A 16439-nucleotide genomic window follows, 5' to 3' on the forward strand; every position below is an offset into this window, starting at 1 on the left:
CAGTGCGGTGGGGCGGTGGATCACTCGCTCCAGCGGCGGAACACCAGTGAGGTGTTGATGCCGCCGAAGGCGAAGTTGTTGCTCATCACGTACTCGGCCTGCAGTTCGCGGCCCTGCCCGGTGATGAAGTCGAGCTGGCCACAGCGCGGGTCGACCTCGGCCAGGTTCAGGGTCGGCGCGAACCAGCCGGCGCGCATCATCTGGATGCTCAGCCAGGCCTCGAACGCGCCACAGGCACCCAGCATGTGGCCGACATAGCTCTTCAGCGAGCTGATCGGCACGCGGTTGCCGAACACCTGCGCGGTCGCCTGGGTTTCGGCGATGTCACCATGGTCGGTGGCGGTGCCGTGGGCGTTGACGTAGTCGATCTGCGCCGCGTCCAGGCCGGCATCCTCCAGCGCCAGGCGCATGGCCTGGGCCATGGTGTCGGCGCTGGGCTGGGTGACGTGCTGGCCATCGCTGTTGGTGCCGTAGCCGACCACCTCGGCAAGGATGGTGGCGCCGCGCGCCTGCGCGTGCTCCAGGTCTTCCAGGATCAGCGTGCAGGCGCCCTCGCCCAACACCAGGCCATCACGGCCGGCATCGAACGGGCGCGGGGTGGTCTGCGGCGCATCGTTGCGCACGCTGGTGGCGAACAGGGTGTCGAACACCGCCGCTGCGGTGGCATCGAGCTGCTCGGCACCGCCGGCCACCATCACCGTCTGCTTGCCACTGCGGATCGCTTCATAGGCCGCACCCACGCCCTGGCTGCCGGAGGTGCAGGCACTGGAGGTGGTGTACACGCGCCCGGACAGGCCGAAGAACACGCCGATGTTGACCGGCGCGGTGTGGCTCATCATCTTCAGGTAGGTGGTGGCACTGATGCCATCGGTGGTGAACTCGTTGAGCATGCGCCCGAATTCACCGGTGGCCTCGTGGCTGCCCGAGGACGAGCCGTAAGCCACGCCGGTACGGCCGCTGCGCAGCACCGGATGCTCGTGCAGGCCGGCTTCACGCAGTGCCACCTCAGTGGCGCGCACCGACATGATCGCGACCTTGCCCATCGAGCGGGTGGTCTTGCGGTTGTAGTTCGGCGGCAGCTCGAAATCCTGCGCCGGCGCGGCCAGCTTGGTGTTCAGCCCGGCATAGACATCCCACTCGGGCATCGCACGCACCGCATTGCGGCAGCTGCGCAGGTGTGCCTCGATGGTCGGCCAGTCGTGGCCGAGCGGACTGATGGCGGCGGCACCGGTGACCACCACGCGACGATCGGCGGCCATCAGATCATGCCTCCGTTCACCGAGATCACCTGGCGGGTGATGTAGCCGGCCGGCTCGGACAGCAGGAACGCCACCGTGGCCGCCACTTCGTCGGGACGACCGACGCGGCCGGCGGGAATCAGCTTGAGCGCGTGTTCAACCACTTCATCGTTGAGCATTTCGGTCTCGATCAGGCCCGGGGCCACGCAGTTGACGGTGATCTGGCGGCTGGCCAGTTCCAGCGCCAGGGCCTTGGTGGCACCGATGATGCCGGCCTTGGCGGCGCTGTAATTGACCTGCCCGCGGTTGCCGGCCAGTCCGGACACCGACGACAGGGTGATGATGCGGCCAGGCTTGCGCCGGCGCACCATCGGCATGATCAGCGGATGCAGTACGTTGTAGAAACCGTCCAGGTTGGTGTGGATGACCTGGTCCCAATCCTCCGCTGACAGTGCCGGGAAGGCACCGTCACGGGCGATGCCGGCGTTGCAGACCACGCCGTAGTACGCGCCGTGCGCTTCGACATCGGCCTCCAGCACAGCGCGTGCGGCCTCGCGATCAGCCACGTCGAACATCAGTACGCGGGCCTGCTGGCCCAACGCGTGGATCTCGGCCATCACGGCCTGTGCCTCATCCAGGCGGCTGCGGCAATGCACCACCACGTCGAAGCCGTCACGCGCGATGCGCAGCGCGATGGCCCGGCCGATGCCCCGGCTGGCGCCGGTCACCAGCACGCTTCGATTCCCTGTCATGCCTGTCCACTCTCCAGATAGGCCATCGCATCGGCCGGTTCGAACACCGACACGTTGGCTGTCGCCCATTCGTCCTCGCCTGCCAGGATGCGGCAGGCGAACATCCCCAATCCATTGTCACCCAACAGCTCGCAGCGCGCCTGTACGCGCAGCCGCGATCCGCTGGGAAAGCTGCTGCGCGGGCTGCTGTAGCGGCGGCTGCCAAGCAGGAAGCCCAACTGCGGCGGCTTGCCCGCCGCACGCGCACGGCAACCGGCCCAGGCCGCGATGGCCTGCGCCATGTATTCGATGCCGACCCACGCCGGCACCTGGCCCTCCTCGACGAACAGGCCCGCGTCGGGCACCACCAGTTCGGCCTCGATGGTGTCCTGGTCCCAGTGCGTGATGCGCTCCAGCAGGCACATGTCCTGGCGGTGCGGCACCACCTCTTCGATCGCGTACAGCGTGTTCATCGACGCTCCAGCGCCAGCACGGCATTGCTGCCGCCGAAGGCGAACGAATTGCTCAGCACCCGCCGCGGTGCCTGTGCCAGGCGGGTGGCCGGTGCGACCAGCGGCAGTGCCGGCAGCGCGGGGTCTGCCACGCCGTCCCACCAGTGCGGTGGCAGCTGCTGCTGCGGGTTCCCGGCCAGCACGATCCAGCACAGTGCAGCTTCGATCGCGCCTGAAGCACCCAGCGTATGGCCGGTCAGCGGCTTGGTCGAACTGGCCGGCACCTGGTTGCCCAGCACCTGCGACACCGCCAGGCTTTCCATCGCATCGTTGTGGCCGGTGGCGGTGCCATGCAGGTTCACGTAGTCCACTTCATCGGCCGCCCAGCCGGCGCGCTGCAGCGCCTGCTGCAGGGCATCGATGGCACCCAGGCCCTGCGGATCGGGGGCGGACATATGGTGCGCGTCGGCCGATTCGCCCCAGCCGGCCAGGCATACCGGGCCGGGTTCGCGGGTGAGCAGGAACAGCGCGGCACCCTCGCCGATGTTGATGCCGGCACGGTGCTGCGAGAATGGATTGCAGCGCAGGGCCGACACCGATTCCAGCGCGCTGAAGCCGGCCACGGTGAAGCGGCACAGCGAGTCCGCGCCACCTGCGATCACGGCGTCGACGATACCGGCCCGCAGCATGCGTGCCGCCGACATCAGTGCCTTGGCACTGGACGAGCAGGCGGTGGACAGGGTCCACGCCGGCCCCTGAGCGCCGCTGCGCTGGCGCACGAACTGCGCGGCAGTACCCATTTCCTGCTGGGCGTAATCGAACCCGGGCGGCCATTGGCCCTGTTCGGCATGGGTGCGCAGGGCCTGCTCGGATTCACCGATGCCCGAGGTACTGGTGCCCAGCACGACCGCCACGCGTTCGGCGCCGTGGCGGGCGATCGCGGCGGCCACCGCCGGTGCGATCTGCGCCAGTGCCACGTCCAGCAGGGCGTTGTTGCGCCCGCGCAGGGCGGCCGGCAGTTCTTCCAGCGTCGGCAGCGGTGTACGCACCTGCCCCAGCGCCAGGGTGTGCCCCGGCAGCAGGGTATCGTTGTCGCTGAGCCCGCCCGGCACGCCGGCGAACATCGCCGAAGCCACCGCGTCGCGGCCATCGCCGAGCGCGCAGACCACGCCCAGATCGTTCAGATAGATCGGTGCACTCATCGATCCGGCCCGGCCATGTCGATCGATTCGATGCGCAGCGCATAGCCTTCGGCGCGGTTGTCCAGCTGCACGCTGCCATCGTCCAGGCGCTGCAGCTGCAGCCACACCGTGCCGTCGCGCGACAGGCTGCGCTGATGGCCATCGTCACGGACCTGCCAGCCGGCTGGCAGCGCGGCCGCGATGGCTGCGGTCGGCCACAGCGCGAACTGCAGGTCATCCAGCACGCGCTCGGCGCGCACCTGCGGCGGCAGCCACGGCGCGCGCTGCTGGGTCAGCTGCCGGCCGTCCCACTGCAGGCGCACGCCGGTCTGGCCCATCGCCTGCACCGCCAGCTGCACCTGCTGCGCATCGGCTTCCAGCAGTGCATCCAGGTCGCGCTCATGCGTGCCGAACCGGAAATGCAACTGCTGCTGCAACGCCAGCGGCGCCGGCAGGCTGGCCGGCGACAGGCGCAGCGGCGGCAGTTCCACCAACGGCTTCGGCATGCGGCCGGCGCAGGCCACCAGCAGCAGGCTCAGCAGCAGTGCTGTCGCAGGGGCGATCAGGCGCCGCACAGCTGCTCCAGCACGCGCATGCGGCGGCCACTGTCATCGGCCACGTACGGGTTGTTGGTGTCCCAGGCGTAACCGGCCAGGATGGAGCTGATCATGTCGCGCACTTCGGGCTGCTGCTGCGGGTGGTAGATGATCTTCTGGAAACCGCCTTCGTACCAGCTTTCGACAAAGCGGCGGAAGGTCTTCACGCCCGCCCGCAGCGGGACCGAGAATTCCGCTTCCCAGTCCACGGCTTCGCCGGCATAGCGGCGCGCCAGGCATGCACTGGCCAGCTGCGCGGACTTGAAGGCGATGGTCACGCCGGACGAGAACACCGGGTCGAGGAACTCGCCGGCATTGCCCAGCAGGGCATAGCCCGGCCCCCACAACGAACTGACATTGGCCGAGTAGCCGGTGATGCGGCGCACCGGCAGCACCGCCCATTCGGCATTGGCCAGCAGCCGGGTCAGGTTCGGGTCCTCGCCGACGATGGCCTGCAGTTTCTGCAGGTCGTCGCCCTCGTAGCGCTCGAAGAACGACGGTTCGGCGACCACGCCCAGCGAGCAGCAGCCGTTGGAGAACGGGATTGTCCAGTACCAGACGTCGACGTGCTCGGGATGGGTGGTGATCAGGATCTTGTTGCGGTCGAAGTCCGCTTCGGCCGGAATGTTGTCGCGCACGTGGCAGAAGATCGCCCCGCGCACCGGGAAGTTGGACGGGGATTCCAGCTGCAGCAGGCGCGGCAGCAGGCGTGCGAAGCCCGAGGCGTCGAGGATGAAATCGGCCTCGATGCGGTACTCGCTGCCGTCCGGGCGGCGCACCGTCACCGCCGGCTGCTCGCCGGCTTCGACCGACAGCACTTCATCACCGAAACGCAGCGTGGCCCCCATGCGCTCGGCACCGCGCGCCAGCACGTTGTCGAAGTCGGCGCGCTGCACCTGGTAGGTGGTGCCCCAGCCCGGCGAGAACTTCTTCCTGAAGTCGAATGCGGTACGCGCTTCGCCGTGCACGAAGGCCGCGCCGTTCTTGTGCTGGAAGCCGGCTTCGACCACGTCCTGCAGCAGGCCGGCGGCCTCGATGTACTCCATGCTCTGCGGCAGCAGGCTTTCGCCGATGGAGAAGCGCGGGAACTGCTGGCGCTCCAGCATCAGCACCTGGCGGCCCTGCTGGCGCAGCATCGCCGCAGCCACGGAGCCGGCCGGGCCGGCACCGATGATCAGGATTTCAGTACGTTCGACAGCATCCACAGCAGTATTCATCGGTGCGTCCTTGTTGCTCGATCAAGTGGAAAGAAGGAAGTCGGAAGCAGGCTCAGGCCCGCGGCAGATCATGCGGCGGCGGCCGGAACAGCGGCGAGATCAGCCAGACCAGGCCGATGCCGAACAGCAGGGTCAGGCCGAACGCGCGCAGCGCCGGGGTCTGCGACAGTCCCAGCAGGCCGAACGACAGCCAGGTGCTGGCCGCGCCCACGCACACCGCCAGCCAGGCACTGGCATCGCCGCGGTGCTCGATCAGGAAGATGCCGTAGTCGATGCCCATGCCCAGCAGCAGCATCAGTGCCAGCACGTTGAACAGCTGCAGTGGCTGGCCGAACAGGCCCAGCAGGCCCAGGGTCAACGCACCGGCAATCAGGGTCGGCGCGAACACGCGCCAGGCCTGGCGGCGGTAGCGCAGCCACAGCGCGCCGAACACCAGCACGATGCCGACCAGCAGCAGCCCCCCCATCAGTTTGCGGTAGTGGCCCAGCAGCTGCGAGAAGTCGGCGGTGCGGTCCACCCAGCGCACGCCCGGCAGGCCTTCGGCCGCCCCGCGCAGGGTCGCCAGCGCATCGGCGCGCGACAGGTCATCGACCATCACCACGCTGATCATCTGCCCCCCGACCTCACCCACCCACAGGTGGCGGAACGGCTGCGAGGCCGGCGAGGCCAGGAACGCCTCCGCGGTCAGCGGCGTGGTGGCGAAGTCGGGGCGCGGCAAGGGTTCTCCGACCGCATCGGACACGGCCTGCAGCACGCCCGGTTCCACCTTGGCGGTCAGCGCCGCATCGGCCTGCTGGCGTGCCGGCGACGGCAGCCAGTCACTGATCGCGCGGTAACCGCCGATGCGCTTGCCGTTGGCCAGTACACGCAGGCGTTCGGTCAGTGCTTCTTCGCGCTGCAGCAGCTGTGCAGCGTCACTGCCCTGCACCAGATAGAACTGCGCCGGGCTGGGCATGCCCAGCAGCTGGCTCAGGCGGATCTGCTGGGCCATCAGTGCCGGCGGTGAGGACTGCAGGCTGCGCAGGTCGTCATTGCTGTGCAGGCGGGCGATGCCGATGGCAGACAGCGCCAGCGTGATCACCACGAACACCGTCACCGGCCGGCGGCCATGCAACCGCGGGAAGCGCTCCAGCGTGTTGCCCAGCCACTGCGAGAAACGGGTCTGGCGGATCTCGCCGCCATCCAGCCACGGGAACCAGAAGATCACCGTGAGGAACGCGGCGGCCAGGCCGACCACCGAGAACAGCGCCATCTGGCGCAGGCCCGGGAACGGGGCCAGGCCCAGGGCCAGGTAGGCCAGCGCGCTGGTCAGCAAGGCCAGCCACAGGCCCGGCAACAGGTGCCGCAGCAGCTTCCAGCGGCGATCGGCCGGCTCGGCCTGGCGCGAGGCAAACCAGTGGATGCCGTAATCCTCGGCCACGCCCACCAGCGACGCACCGAACACCAGGGTGAGCACGTGCACCTTGCCGAACACCAGCACGGTCACCGCCAGCGCCACGCCACAACCGATCAGCAACGACGCGGCGACCAGCAGGATCGGCCGCAGCGAACGGAACGCCAGCCACACCAGCAGCAGCACCGCGGCCAGCGAGCCCCAGCCGATCGTGTTGATCTCCTGGTTGGCCTGCACCGCGGCCGCCTCGGCGTGCAGCGGCACGCCGGCATGCAGGATTTCCAGCTCCGGCGCTGCCGCCCTGGCAGCCCGCCCGGCACGTTCCAGCAGGCCGTCGAGATGACGCTCACCGTCGAGCTGGAACGCCGAACCCGGTGTATCGAACTGCAGCACGGCCCAGTGCCTGCCCTCGGCTTCGAGCAGGCCGTCATCGCCCAGCCGCAACCCCGAACCCTGCGCCTGCTGCTGCCACCATTGCGGCCACAACGACAACGGGTCTTGCCGCCAGTCGGTCAGGCGCGGAGCGCCCATCGGGCCGTACAGCGCGGCCAACGCCTGCTCGGCCAACGCGCCCGGTTCGCTGCCCTGCAGCTGCTCGCGCTGGGCCGGCGTCAGCAGGCGGTCGCGGTACGGCGCGTAGAACGCGCGCGCCTCGTCGAACCAGCCTTCGATCGAACCACTGGGCACCAGCAGGGCTCGGTCAGTGTCCTTGGCCATGGCCGCGGCAAAGGCCGCCTGCGCACGCTTGGCGGCGGCGCCGTCCCTGCTGCCCAGCAGCACCACCACCTGCCGCGAGCTGCCGTCGGCGATGCGCCGGGTGACGTCGCTCAACAGGCGGTCATGCGCATCCTGCGGCAGCAGCGCGAGGATGTCGGTGTCGATCCGCGATTGCTGGCTCCACAGGTGCCACTGCTGCGCGCCCAGTACCAGCAGCAGCAACAGCCAGGCGATGCCCAGCCAGTGCCACCAGCGCCGCAGCCGCTCCGGTGCGTTCGATGCGACGGCCTCACTCAAAGCGGCGTGCCTCGTCGGCGGTGAGCGTGGCCGGCGCCTCGCTCAATGCACTGAACTGGATCTGCGTGCGGTCCTTGTTGGCCTCGACGATCTCGACCTGGCGCACGTAGCGGTCACCCTGCAGGGTCAGCGACTGGAACGCCTTGGCCAGCATCGCCGACTTCGGCGTCAGCCGCAGCCGCCAGCCCTGCCCTTCACGGCTGGCCGCCACGTTGAACTGGCTGGACAGCGCCTGCACGTCGCCACTCATCAGCGCGAACATGATCGCGTTCACCGAACGCATCGCCGGCTGCTGCCGTGCATCGAGCTCGACACGGGTGCTGCCATCGCGCTGGCGGCTCAGGATGCGGTCGGCGGTGACCACCACTTCGGAAGGGAACGGCTTGAGCGTGGCCCAGATCACGCCGTGCCGGCGCGCGACCACGAACTGGCCCTGCGAGCGCAGCGGGTTCCTGAAGCCGCTGACCTGCTTTTCCTGGCTGAACTGGCCACGCAGCACGTCCGGCCGCGCCACCGCCTGGGTGATCGCATCGATGGCGGGGTCGGCCGCCTGCACCTGCGGTGCGGCAACGAAGATCAGCGCGCACAGCAGCACGCTCGAAAGACGGACAAGGGGGTTCACGGCGCAGGCACTCCCAGGCGCTCCCACAGTACCGGCGGGCACTGGTACAGCATTTCCTTGCTGGCCGCGTCCACCGCGACCTGGATGGTCATCGCGCGGGTCAGCACCTGGCCGCTCTGCGCATCGAGGATTTCATACTCGATCTTCAGCCGGTTCTCCCATTCCACGATGCGCGCGACCACGCGCAGCGCCTGGTTGAACAGCAGCGGCCGCACGTACTTCACCCGCGCATCGACCACCGGCCACAGGTAGCCCGATTCGAGCATCTGCGGGTAGTCGTAGTCGTAGCGCCCGAGCAGCGCGCAGCGCGCGATCTCGAAGTACTTGAAATAGTTGCCATGCCAGACCACGTTCATCGGATCGCAGTCATGGAAGGCAGGGGTCAACGCAATTTCGCCAACCCGTTCGATGGCCTCATTCACCGGCATACAGCTCCCAACGTTGCGCGCGGATCTCCACCAGCAGTTCCCGCAGTTCGCGATCCAGCGCGCGGTCTTCTTCAACCAGGGCGATGCGCTGCCCCAGGTCGGCGTACATGTCGGCCAGACTGCCATGCAGCTGCGCGTTCAGGCCAACCCGTTCGCGCAGCGCCAGGCCCTGGCGGGCGGCGATCAGCATCGCGGCCACCACCTGTTCAGTCAGCTCGATCACGCGCAGGCAGTCGCGCGCGGCGATGGTGCCCATGCTGACCTTGTCCTGGTTGTGGCACTCGGTGGAACGCGAGAACACGCTGGCCGGCATGGTCTGCTTCAGCGCTTCGGCAGTCCAGGCCGACACGCTGATCTGCAGCGCCTTCAGGCCATGGTTGATGGCCGCGCGCGGGCCGGTGGCCGCCGACAGGTTGGCCGGCAGGCCATGGTTGTAGCGGGCATCCACCACCAGCGCCAGCTGCCGGTCGAGCAGGTCGGCAACGTTGGCCACGGTGTTTTTCAGGGTGTCCATCGCCAGTGCGATGTGGCCGCCGTAGAAGTGGCCGCCATGCAGGATGCGCTCGCCGTCGGCGTCGATCAGCGGGTTGTCGTTGGCACTGTTCAGTTCGGTTTCGATCAGCTGGCGCAGGAACGGCAGGCTGTCTTCCAGCACGCCGATGACGTGCGGCGCGCAGCGCAGCGAATAGCGGTCCTGCAGGCGCTGTTCGTTGCGCGGCGGGCGTTCGCTGTGCAGGTCGCTGCGCAGGCGCGCAGCGATGCGGCCCTGGCCCGGGTGCGGCTTGGCGGCGAACAGGGTTTCGTCGAAGTGGTGCGCGTTGCCGTCGCTGGCCAGCACGTTGAACGCGGTCAGGCGCGTGGCCATGCGCGCCAGGTAATCGGCGCGCTGCCAGGCCAGGCAGGCCAGGCCGGTCATCACCGCGGTGCCGTTCATGATCGCCAGGCCTTCCTTCGGCCGCAGCTTCAGCGGGGTCATGCCGATCTTCGCCAGCACTTCGGCCGCCGGCTGCACGCGGCCGTCATGCAGCACCTCGCGCTCGCCGCACAGCACCGCCGCCACGTACGACAGCGGAGTCAGGTCGCCGCTGGCACCGACCGAGCCTTCGGCCGGGATCATCGGCAGCACGTCGTGCTGCAGCAGCGTGGCCAGGCCTTCCAGCAGCGGCACACTGACGCCGGACATGCCGCGCACCAGCGACGCCAGGCGCGCGGCCAGCACCGCGCGGGTCTCGACCGGGTCCAGGTAACGGCCCAGGCCGCAGCCGTGGTAGGTGTACAGGTGGTGCGGCAGTTCCGCCACCAGCGCCGGCGGGATGTTCACCGTGCACGAGTCGCCGTAGCCGGTGGTCACGCCGTAGATCACGCCGTCCTCGCGCAGCAGGCGGTCGAGGAAGTCGGCACCGCGCTGGATGTGCGCGCGGAACGCCGGCGCGTCGCTCAGTGCGGCCTCGCACTGGCGCTGGGCCAGGGCAACCACGTCTTCGATGGTCAACGGTGCGTCGCCAAAGCGGCACACGGGTACGGCGTCAGTCGTCATGCGGAGCCTGATCCCAGAAGGGGAAGAAATTGAACCAGTCCAACGGGGACTGGATGACCTGGAGTTCCAGCCAGCGCGCGAAGCGCTGTGCCTGTTCGGCCAGCGCGGCGTCGCGCGAGCCACGCGGCAGCACGATGCGTTCGGCGAACTGTTCGAATGCCACCCGATAGCCGTCGCCCTCGTGCAGGCAGGCCATGGTGTAGACCGGGCAGCCCAGCGCCGCGGCGAGCACATAGGCGCCGATCGGGAACGGCGCGCGGTGGCCCAGGAAATCGGCAGTGACGCTGCGGCCACCCTGTACCGGCGTGCGGTCGCCGACGATGGCAACGAAGCCCCCCGCCGCCACGCGCTCGGCCAGCATCACCGCGGTGGCCGGCCCCATTTCGGTCACCTGCACCAGTTCCACCGCCGCCAGCGGGTCCAGCCGCTGCAGCAGGCGGTTGAAGCGCTGCGCATGCGCGGTGTGCACCAGCACGGTGATGCGGAACCCCGGCACCTGTTCGGCCAGCACCTGGCACAGCTCCAGGCAGCCGATGTGCGCGGTGAGGATCAGCCCGCCCTCGCGGCGCGCGATCTTCTGCAGCACCAGGTCACGATGCAGGTGGATGCGTTCGGCCGGGTAGCGCCCGCCCAGGCCGAGGATCTTGTCCAGCATCGTATCGGCGAAGGCGAAGAAGTGGCGCAGGCTGTCACGCCGTGTCGGCGCGCGGCCGAGCACGCCGCTGTGCGCCTGCAGCCGCTGCAGGTACTGCATCGAAGCCTGGCGCCCTATACGGTTGCCCAGCCAATGGCAGGCCACCACCGGCCACACGCACAGGCGGAACGGCCAGCGCCCGAACCAGCGGTGCACCCAGCACAGGAACAGCACGCCGGCCACCGACGTCGATTCGCCGATGTCGGCCCAGTGCGGGGCACCCTGCGCGGCCGCCATCTCAGCGCTGCCCCTGCAGGCGGCGCCACAGCAGCCGCGGCGCACGCCAGAGCATGCCGAAGAACAGGCGGGTATGCATGCGGCTGATGCGCACGTTGTCGCGCCACACATCGAAGTGCGACACGCCATCGGACGGATAGGTCACGCGCGTGGCCAGGTGCTCGACCGGCAGTTGCCGCCAGTACAGCCGCACCATCACTTCGGTATCGAAATCCATGCGCCGGCCGATGGTTTCCTCACCGATCAGGCGCAGTACCGGCGGCAGCGGATACACGCGGAAGCCACACATGGTGTCGCGCAGGTGCAGCGACAGCGTGTTGATCCAGACCCAGATGTGGGTGGCGTAGCGGCCATACAGGCGCGCCTTGGGAACACTGGCGTCGTAAGCCGGAATGCCGCAGATCACCGCCTCGGGATGGGCGCGCGCGGCTTCGATGAAGCGTGGCAGGTCAGTGGTATCGTGCTGGCCGTCGGCATCGATCTGCAGCACGTGGCTGTAGCCACGCGCGCCGGCCTCGGCAAAGCCGGCCAGCATCGCCCCGCCCTTGCCCTGGTTGACGTCCAGGCGCAGCAGGTCGACGCCCTGGCGCTGTGCCAGCGCGCGCAGCACCGCCGCGCACCCATCGTGCGAACCATCGTCGACCAGCAGGCAGGGCAGTCCCGCAGCCTGCACGCCATCGACCACCGCCGCGATGGCGTGCTCGTGGTCGTAGACAGGGATCACCACCAGTGGCGCGAATGCGGCACCGGCAACGGCCGGGTCAGTCCGCATCAGCGAAAACCACCCTGCCGCTGGCATGCACACCGTGGCTGGAGGTGTAGCGGAAGGCCAGCACGTTGCGTGCGGCATCCCAGTCCAGCTGCAGGGTCAACTCGTCACCGGGGCGGGCCACGTGCTGGAATTTCACCGCATCCATGCGCACGAACGCGCCCCGCATCACAAACGCCTGGCGGGCGAAGCGCACCGCCCAGTCCAGCTGCGCCACGCCGGGCAGGATTGCCGCCTGCGGGAAGTGGCCTTGGAACGGCCGCAGCGCCGGGTCCAGGGTCATGCGCAGGGTGGCGCTGGCGGCATCGCGGTGATCCCACGCCGGCACCGGCATCAACGGCTGGAACAGCGCCGCCAGCGCGGCCTGGGTCACCTTGCCCTGCGCATTGATCGGCAGCGCCTGCACCAGGCGCCAGCGACGCGGCCGGGTCACTGCGTCATGCGCATGCGCCAGGCGGGCGCCAAGGCGCTGGCCCAGCGCCCGCCGCGCAGCGTCGCCGCCCTCCAGCAGCGCCGGATCGGCCGGCACCACCACGGCGGCCAGCTGCTCGCGCTGCCCGGGCAGCACCAGCACGCGCGCGTCATCCACCTCGGCGTCTTCGCGCAGCGCGCGTTCCAGCGCATCCAGCGACACCCGGCGTTCCTCGATCTTGACGATGCGGTCGGCCCGGCCCAGCAGGCGGAAGCGGCCGTCGGCCAGGGCTTCGACACGGTCCTGGGTGCGCCACCAACCGGGGGTGTCCAGGTGCGCCGAGGCCACCGCCAGGCAGCCATCGTCGATGCGCCACTGCACGCCCGGCAGCGGCTGCCACGGCGGCAGGTCGATGTCCCAGCGGCGCCAGGCGATGCCGCCGGTCTCGCTGCTGCCATAGACCTCGGTCGGGGCCACGCCCAGCCACTGCCGCACCTGCCGCGCTGCGTCTTCCGGCAGCGGACCACCGGAGGAGAACACCGCGCGCAGGCGGCCATGCAGGCTGGCCCAGTCGAGCTGCCCGGGCAGGCGCTTGAGGTGGGCCGGCGTCGCCACCAGCACCGTATCGGTACCGGCCAGCGCACCCACCAGGTCTTCGTGGAAGAACCGGCGCGGATGAATCAGGCGGCCGGCGGCCAGCGGCCACAGCACGCGGAACAGCAGCCCGTAGATGTGCTGGTGGGACACCGTGCCATGGACCTGCACACCCTCCATCTGCGCACCGAACGCGGCCTGCAGCGCCTCCACCTCGCGCGCCAGCTGGTCCAGGCGCTTGCCGATCGCACTGGGCTGGCCGGTGCTGCCGGAGGTGAACACGCACAGCTCGCAGGCGCGCTCGTCCAGCGCCTGCAGCTCATCGTCCAGCGCGGCGTCCAGCGCCACCAGCGAGCGGTAGTCGGCGGACACGTCGCCTGCGAAGCCGCTCACCTGCGGCTGCAGCGCCTGCAGCGTGGCTGGCAGGTTGTCGCCGGCCAGGAACACCCGCTTGCCGGCATGCCAGGCACCGAACAGCGCGGCGGCAAAGGCCACGGCATCATCGAAGTACAGGGCCCAGTCGCGGCCTTCGGCGGCCGCAAAGGCGGCGCGCCAGGCCAGTACGCGCTGGCGGAAGCCGGCATGGTCGATCACCTCGCCGTCGCACAGGCCGACGCTGCGCTGCGGCCGTGCCTCCAGCAGCAGCCGGTCCAGGGCAATCCACTCAGCCATGCGCGTGCGCCGCCTTCACCTGCCGCCGCACCAGCCACTCCCCTGCGAACAACACGCCCATCATCACGTACGCCAACAATCCGTTGTAGAGCATCCAGACCCGGTCCGACGCGTACAGCGCGGTCAGCAGGGCCAGGCTGCCGTTGAGAACGAAGAAGCCGCACCACACCTGGGTGACGCGGCGGGTATAGGCCACCGCGAACGGCGGCAGGTCCGGCTCCTGCAGCCGCGCCAGGCGCTCCACCAGCGGTGGCCCGAAGCGCAGGCTGGTGCCGAACACCGCCAGCATCACCACGTTGACCAGCGCCGGGTACAGCTTCAGCGGCAGGGCCTGGTTGAGCACGGTGGCCAGCACCGCCAGCAGGCCGGTGCCAGCGGCGGCGGCCCACCACAGCGGCTGTCGCGTGCTCAGTGCACGCAGCAGGGCCAGGGTGAACAGCAGCAGCGACAGCCAGCGCGGCTCGAAACGGCCCATCGCCAGGTACACCAGCAGCGGGTAGGCAAGCGAAATCGCTGCCACCACGACGGTACGTGCGCGAGCCATGGCGAAGCCGCCGGCGCTGCGGTCAGGCGGCTGCCTGGTCCGGCAGCAGTCCATGCACGACATCGACGATGTCCTGCACGGTGCGCACGGCCTTGAACGCTTCCGGCTGCAGATTGCGGCCGAGCAGCGGCTTGAGCTGCACGATCAGGTCGACCGCATCGATGCTGTCGATGTCCAGGTCGTCGTACAGGCGGGCCTCGGGGGTGATCCGGGCGGTTTCGATCTCGAAGCTGTCGGTCAGGATGCTGACGATGCGTTCGAACAGTTCATTCTTGGTCATGGCAATTCCTGGCGCCGTTACGACTGGCGGGCGGCGACGAACTCGCCGAGCGCGCGCACGCTGGAGAAATGGCGACGGGTTTCTTCTGAATCGGCCGAGAGGCTGACACCGTACTTCTTCTGCAGCGCCAGGCCCAGTTCCAGCGCGTCGATCGAATCCAGGCCGAGGCCCTCGACGAACAGCGGCGCGGTCGGATCGATGTCCTCCGGCGTGATGTCCTCCAGCGAAAGGGAGGAAATGATCAATTCCTTGATCTCGTGCTCAAGTGCTTGCACGGGGCGGATCTCCAGACAGGTCGAAATAACGAGAAAGGTGCTCGGTGACGCGGCGTGCTGCCAAGGCATCCCCCCTTGGCGAGTCGTCATCGGCCAGGAAGGGCGCGATCGGGATATCTTCGCCGATCTGCAGCCGAACGTGAAAGCGACGTGAGGGGACACGATACCACTTCTGTCCCTTGGTCAACGTGGGCGGGGTGCAGGTGATCCGTACCGGGGTGATGTCCAGCCGGCCGCGGACGGCGATGTTGGCGGCCCCGCGCTGCAGCCGCGGCGGTTGGCCCGGCACGCTGCGGGTGCCCTCCGGGAAGATCACCAGGGTACCGCCGGCATGCACCGCCGCTACGCAGTCGTCGACCAGGCCGGCCCCGTCATCGTTGGCGATGTAGCCGGCCGCCCGCACCGGGCCGCGCATGAACGGGTTGCAGGCCACGGCCCGCTTCACCACGCAATCGGCGTTGGGCAGCAGCGAGATCAGGCAGACCACGTCGATCAGGGTCGGGTGATTGGCCAGAACCAGCAAACCGTCGCGCTGCAGGCGTTCCCCGCCCTCGATCTGGTAGGTCATCACCCCCAGCGCACGCATCAGGCGCAGGTGGCTGGCAAAGGCGACCTGGACCACGCGGCGGGCCCGGCGGCGGCGGACCACCGGGTCGCGCATCAGCAGCAGCACCGGCATCACCAGCACGCCCAGCAGCAGGCCGCCCACGCCAAATGCGGCGAAGCTCAGGCCGGTGCCGAACACCCGCCAGGCATGATCGAGGCGGCGCAGCGCCTCAGCCACGGCGTCCCCAGCGCCAGCGCTGGCCCTGGGCCACGTGCTCCAGCGCCGGCGCGCCAGACAGCAGGAAGCGGTGCAGGTCCAGCGCGTGCGGCAGCGTGCCCGGGGCGGTGGCGGTGGCCTCCGGCGCCGCCTCCCATTGCAGCGAGAGCGTCGGCTGGCCCGCTGTCGGCGCGGTCAAACGCCAGCACCAGGCAAAGAACGGGTCGGGTTCGTCGGCAAACGTCGCGTAAATTTCAGGAAGCGGCGACTCATAGACCACCACCCGCACTTCGCGGGCACCATCGGCCAGCAGCCCGGCGGCCTCCAGGCAGGCGGTCTCGACCGTGGCCTGGCCGGCGGCCAGCGCCAGGTAGTTGCCGCGGTGGCCGCGGGCGATCGAGTACAGCGCCGCGATCGCGTTGTGCACCGACAGGCCGAACCCGGTGGGGGACAGGGGCTGATCGCTGGCCAGCGCCCCCAGCAGGTCCATCGAACGGGCCACGTCGCCGTGGCGGCTGGCGAACACCAGCGGCACCTGGCTGTCAGCGCCCTGCCCGTCCTCGCACCAGCAGGCAGCCTGGATCGCCATCCGGCCCAGCCGCTCGATGCGGCGGCGCTGCATCGCCGGGATCTCGGCCAACGCCGGCGTGTCTTCGCCCTGCGGCGGATACGGCGCATCGGCCCAGCCCAGCCACTGGCTACGCTCGCTCAGGCCGGGCGCCCAGGCGGCCCAGTCGACGATGGAGAATTCGATCATTTAGCGATGGTGCTTCAACGGGAGAACGATAGG

Annotated in this window: 18 protein-coding genes; all 18 read right to left on the reverse strand. The window is 69.3% G+C overall.

All coding sequences use genetic code 11. The features are described 5' to 3' along the window. Positions 1-20 precede the first annotated feature (20 nt). From QP609_RS20135 to QP609_RS20220, 18 genes are read right to left on the reverse strand one after another with little or no spacing between them, the layout of a single operon-like run. Positions 21-1259, reverse strand: coding sequence for a beta-ketoacyl-ACP synthase (locus QP609_RS20135; RefSeq protein WP_014648835.1), 1239 nt, complete (start codon positions 1257-1259; stop codon positions 21-23). Then, complete coding sequence (locus QP609_RS20140; RefSeq protein WP_032960607.1) at positions 1259-1990, reverse strand: 3-ketoacyl-ACP reductase FabG2; 732 nt, start codon at positions 1988-1990, stop codon at positions 1259-1261. Before QP609_RS20140 ends, QP609_RS20135 begins: the two co-directional genes overlap by 1 nt. Further along, positions 1987-2442: a dehydratase gene (locus QP609_RS20145; protein ID WP_032960608.1), complete on the reverse strand. Its 456-nt coding sequence runs from the start codon at positions 2440-2442 to the stop codon at positions 1987-1989. The genes QP609_RS20140 and QP609_RS20145 overlap by 4 nt, the downstream gene beginning before the upstream one ends. Then, positions 2439-3623 carry a beta-ketoacyl-[acyl-carrier-protein] synthase family protein gene (locus tag QP609_RS20150; protein ID WP_014648838.1) on the reverse strand — a complete coding sequence of 395 codons (1185 nt, stop codon included), beginning with the start codon at positions 3621-3623 and terminating at the stop codon, positions 2439-2441. Before QP609_RS20150 ends, QP609_RS20145 begins: the two co-directional genes overlap by 4 nt. Next, entirely contained in the window at positions 3620-4177 is a 558-nt protein-coding gene (locus QP609_RS20155) for a DUF3261 domain-containing protein (protein ID WP_014648839.1), read from the reverse strand. Before QP609_RS20155 ends, QP609_RS20150 begins: the two co-directional genes overlap by 4 nt. Continuing rightward, positions 4165-5415, reverse strand: coding sequence for an NAD(P)/FAD-dependent oxidoreductase (locus QP609_RS20160; RefSeq protein WP_014648840.1), 1251 nt, complete (start codon positions 5413-5415; stop codon positions 4165-4167). The genes QP609_RS20155 and QP609_RS20160 overlap by 13 nt, the downstream gene beginning before the upstream one ends. 52 nt (positions 5416-5467) lie before the next feature. Beyond that, positions 5468-7822: an MMPL family transporter gene (locus QP609_RS20165; RefSeq protein WP_197621037.1), complete on the reverse strand. Its 2355-nt coding sequence runs from the start codon at positions 7820-7822 to the stop codon at positions 5468-5470. Continuing rightward, a complete protein-coding gene (locus QP609_RS20170; RefSeq protein ID WP_053494559.1) occupies positions 7815-8444 on the reverse strand; it encodes an outer membrane lipoprotein carrier protein LolA in 630 nt (209 codons plus the stop codon). Before QP609_RS20170 ends, QP609_RS20165 begins: the two co-directional genes overlap by 8 nt. Next, positions 8441-8872, reverse strand: a complete 432-nt coding sequence (locus QP609_RS20175) for an acyl-CoA thioesterase (RefSeq protein WP_032960618.1) — start codon at positions 8870-8872, stop codon at positions 8441-8443. The genes QP609_RS20170 and QP609_RS20175 overlap by 4 nt, the downstream gene beginning before the upstream one ends. After that, positions 8859-10409 (reverse strand): aromatic amino acid ammonia-lyase, encoded by a 1551-nt coding sequence (locus tag QP609_RS20180; RefSeq protein WP_032960620.1) that lies wholly within the window; start codon positions 10407-10409, stop codon positions 8859-8861. Before QP609_RS20180 ends, QP609_RS20175 begins: the two co-directional genes overlap by 14 nt. Continuing rightward, complete coding sequence (locus tag QP609_RS20185) at positions 10399-11340, reverse strand: acyltransferase (protein ID WP_014648845.1); 942 nt, start codon at positions 11338-11340, stop codon at positions 10399-10401. The genes QP609_RS20180 and QP609_RS20185 overlap by 11 nt, the downstream gene beginning before the upstream one ends. Position 11341: 1 nt before the next feature. Continuing rightward, positions 11342-12112 carry a glycosyltransferase family 2 protein gene (locus QP609_RS20190; protein WP_197605252.1) on the reverse strand — a complete coding sequence of 257 codons (771 nt, stop codon included), beginning with the start codon at positions 12110-12112 and terminating at the stop codon, positions 11342-11344. Then, entirely contained in the window at positions 12102-13787 is a 1686-nt protein-coding gene (locus QP609_RS20195) for an AMP-binding protein (protein ID WP_197621036.1), read from the reverse strand. Before QP609_RS20195 ends, QP609_RS20190 begins: the two co-directional genes overlap by 11 nt. After that, positions 13780-14331 carry a membrane protein gene (locus QP609_RS20200; RefSeq protein ID WP_046433259.1) on the reverse strand — a complete coding sequence of 184 codons (552 nt, stop codon included), beginning with the start codon at positions 14329-14331 and terminating at the stop codon, positions 13780-13782. Before QP609_RS20200 ends, QP609_RS20195 begins: the two co-directional genes overlap by 8 nt. A 22-nt stretch (positions 14332-14353) precedes the next feature. Beyond that, the gene (locus QP609_RS20205) at positions 14354-14611 is read right to left on the reverse strand and encodes an acyl carrier protein (RefSeq protein WP_005411609.1); all 258 of its coding nucleotides are present in this window, start codon (positions 14609-14611) and stop codon (positions 14354-14356) included. A gap of 17 nt (positions 14612-14628) precedes the next feature. Next, positions 14629-14886 carry a phosphopantetheine-binding protein gene (locus QP609_RS20210; RefSeq protein WP_005411610.1) on the reverse strand — a complete coding sequence of 86 codons (258 nt, stop codon included), beginning with the start codon at positions 14884-14886 and terminating at the stop codon, positions 14629-14631. Then, positions 14873-15670, reverse strand: coding sequence for a lysophospholipid acyltransferase family protein (locus tag QP609_RS20215; RefSeq protein WP_014038937.1), 798 nt, complete (start codon positions 15668-15670; stop codon positions 14873-14875). Before QP609_RS20215 ends, QP609_RS20210 begins: the two co-directional genes overlap by 14 nt. Then, entirely contained in the window at positions 15663-16406 is a 744-nt protein-coding gene (locus tag QP609_RS20220; RefSeq protein ID WP_014648849.1) for a beta-ketoacyl synthase chain length factor, read from the reverse strand. The genes QP609_RS20215 and QP609_RS20220 overlap by 8 nt, the downstream gene beginning before the upstream one ends. Positions 16407-16439 lie beyond the last annotated feature (33 nt).

The organism is Stenotrophomonas sp. 8(2023) (genome assembly GCF_030345295.1).
Taxonomy (GTDB): Bacteria; Pseudomonadota; Gammaproteobacteria; order Xanthomonadales; family Xanthomonadaceae; genus Stenotrophomonas; species Stenotrophomonas muris.

Coding starts and splice junctions, on each gene's coding strand:
- QP609_RS20160 (WP_014648840.1), bottom strand. CDS start 5,415: ATGAATACTGCTGTGGATGCTGTCGAACGTACTGAAATCCTGATCATC.
- QP609_RS20220 (WP_014648849.1), bottom strand. CDS start 16,406: ATGATCGAATTCTCCATCGTCGACTGGGCCGCCTGGGCGCCCGGCCTG.
- QP609_RS20185 (WP_014648845.1), bottom strand. CDS start 11,340: ATGGCGGCCGCGCAGGGTGCCCCGCACTGGGCCGACATCGGCGAATCG.
- QP609_RS20150 (WP_014648838.1), bottom strand. CDS start 3,623: ATGAGTGCACCGATCTATCTGAACGATCTGGGCGTGGTCTGCGCGCTC.
- QP609_RS20195 (WP_197621036.1), bottom strand. CDS start 13,787: ATGGCTGAGTGGATTGCCCTGGACCGGCTGCTGCTGGAGGCACGGCCG.
- QP609_RS20135 (WP_014648835.1), bottom strand. CDS start 1,259: ATGGCCGCCGATCGTCGCGTGGTGGTCACCGGTGCCGCCGCCATCAGT.
- QP609_RS20190 (WP_197605252.1), bottom strand. CDS start 12,112: ATGCGGACTGACCCGGCCGTTGCCGGTGCCGCATTCGCGCCACTGGTG.
- QP609_RS20205 (WP_005411609.1), bottom strand. CDS start 14,611: ATGACCAAGAATGAACTGTTCGAACGCATCGTCAGCATCCTGACCGAC.
- QP609_RS20145 (WP_032960608.1), bottom strand. CDS start 2,442: ATGAACACGCTGTACGCGATCGAAGAGGTGGTGCCGCACCGCCAGGAC.
- QP609_RS20175 (WP_032960618.1), bottom strand. CDS start 8,872: ATGCCGGTGAATGAGGCCATCGAACGGGTTGGCGAAATTGCGTTGACC.
- QP609_RS20180 (WP_032960620.1), bottom strand. CDS start 10,409: ATGACGACTGACGCCGTACCCGTGTGCCGCTTTGGCGACGCACCGTTG.
- QP609_RS20200 (WP_046433259.1), bottom strand. CDS start 14,331: ATGGCTCGCGCACGTACCGTCGTGGTGGCAGCGATTTCGCTTGCCTAC.
- QP609_RS20140 (WP_032960607.1), bottom strand. CDS start 1,990: ATGACAGGGAATCGAAGCGTGCTGGTGACCGGCGCCAGCCGGGGCATC.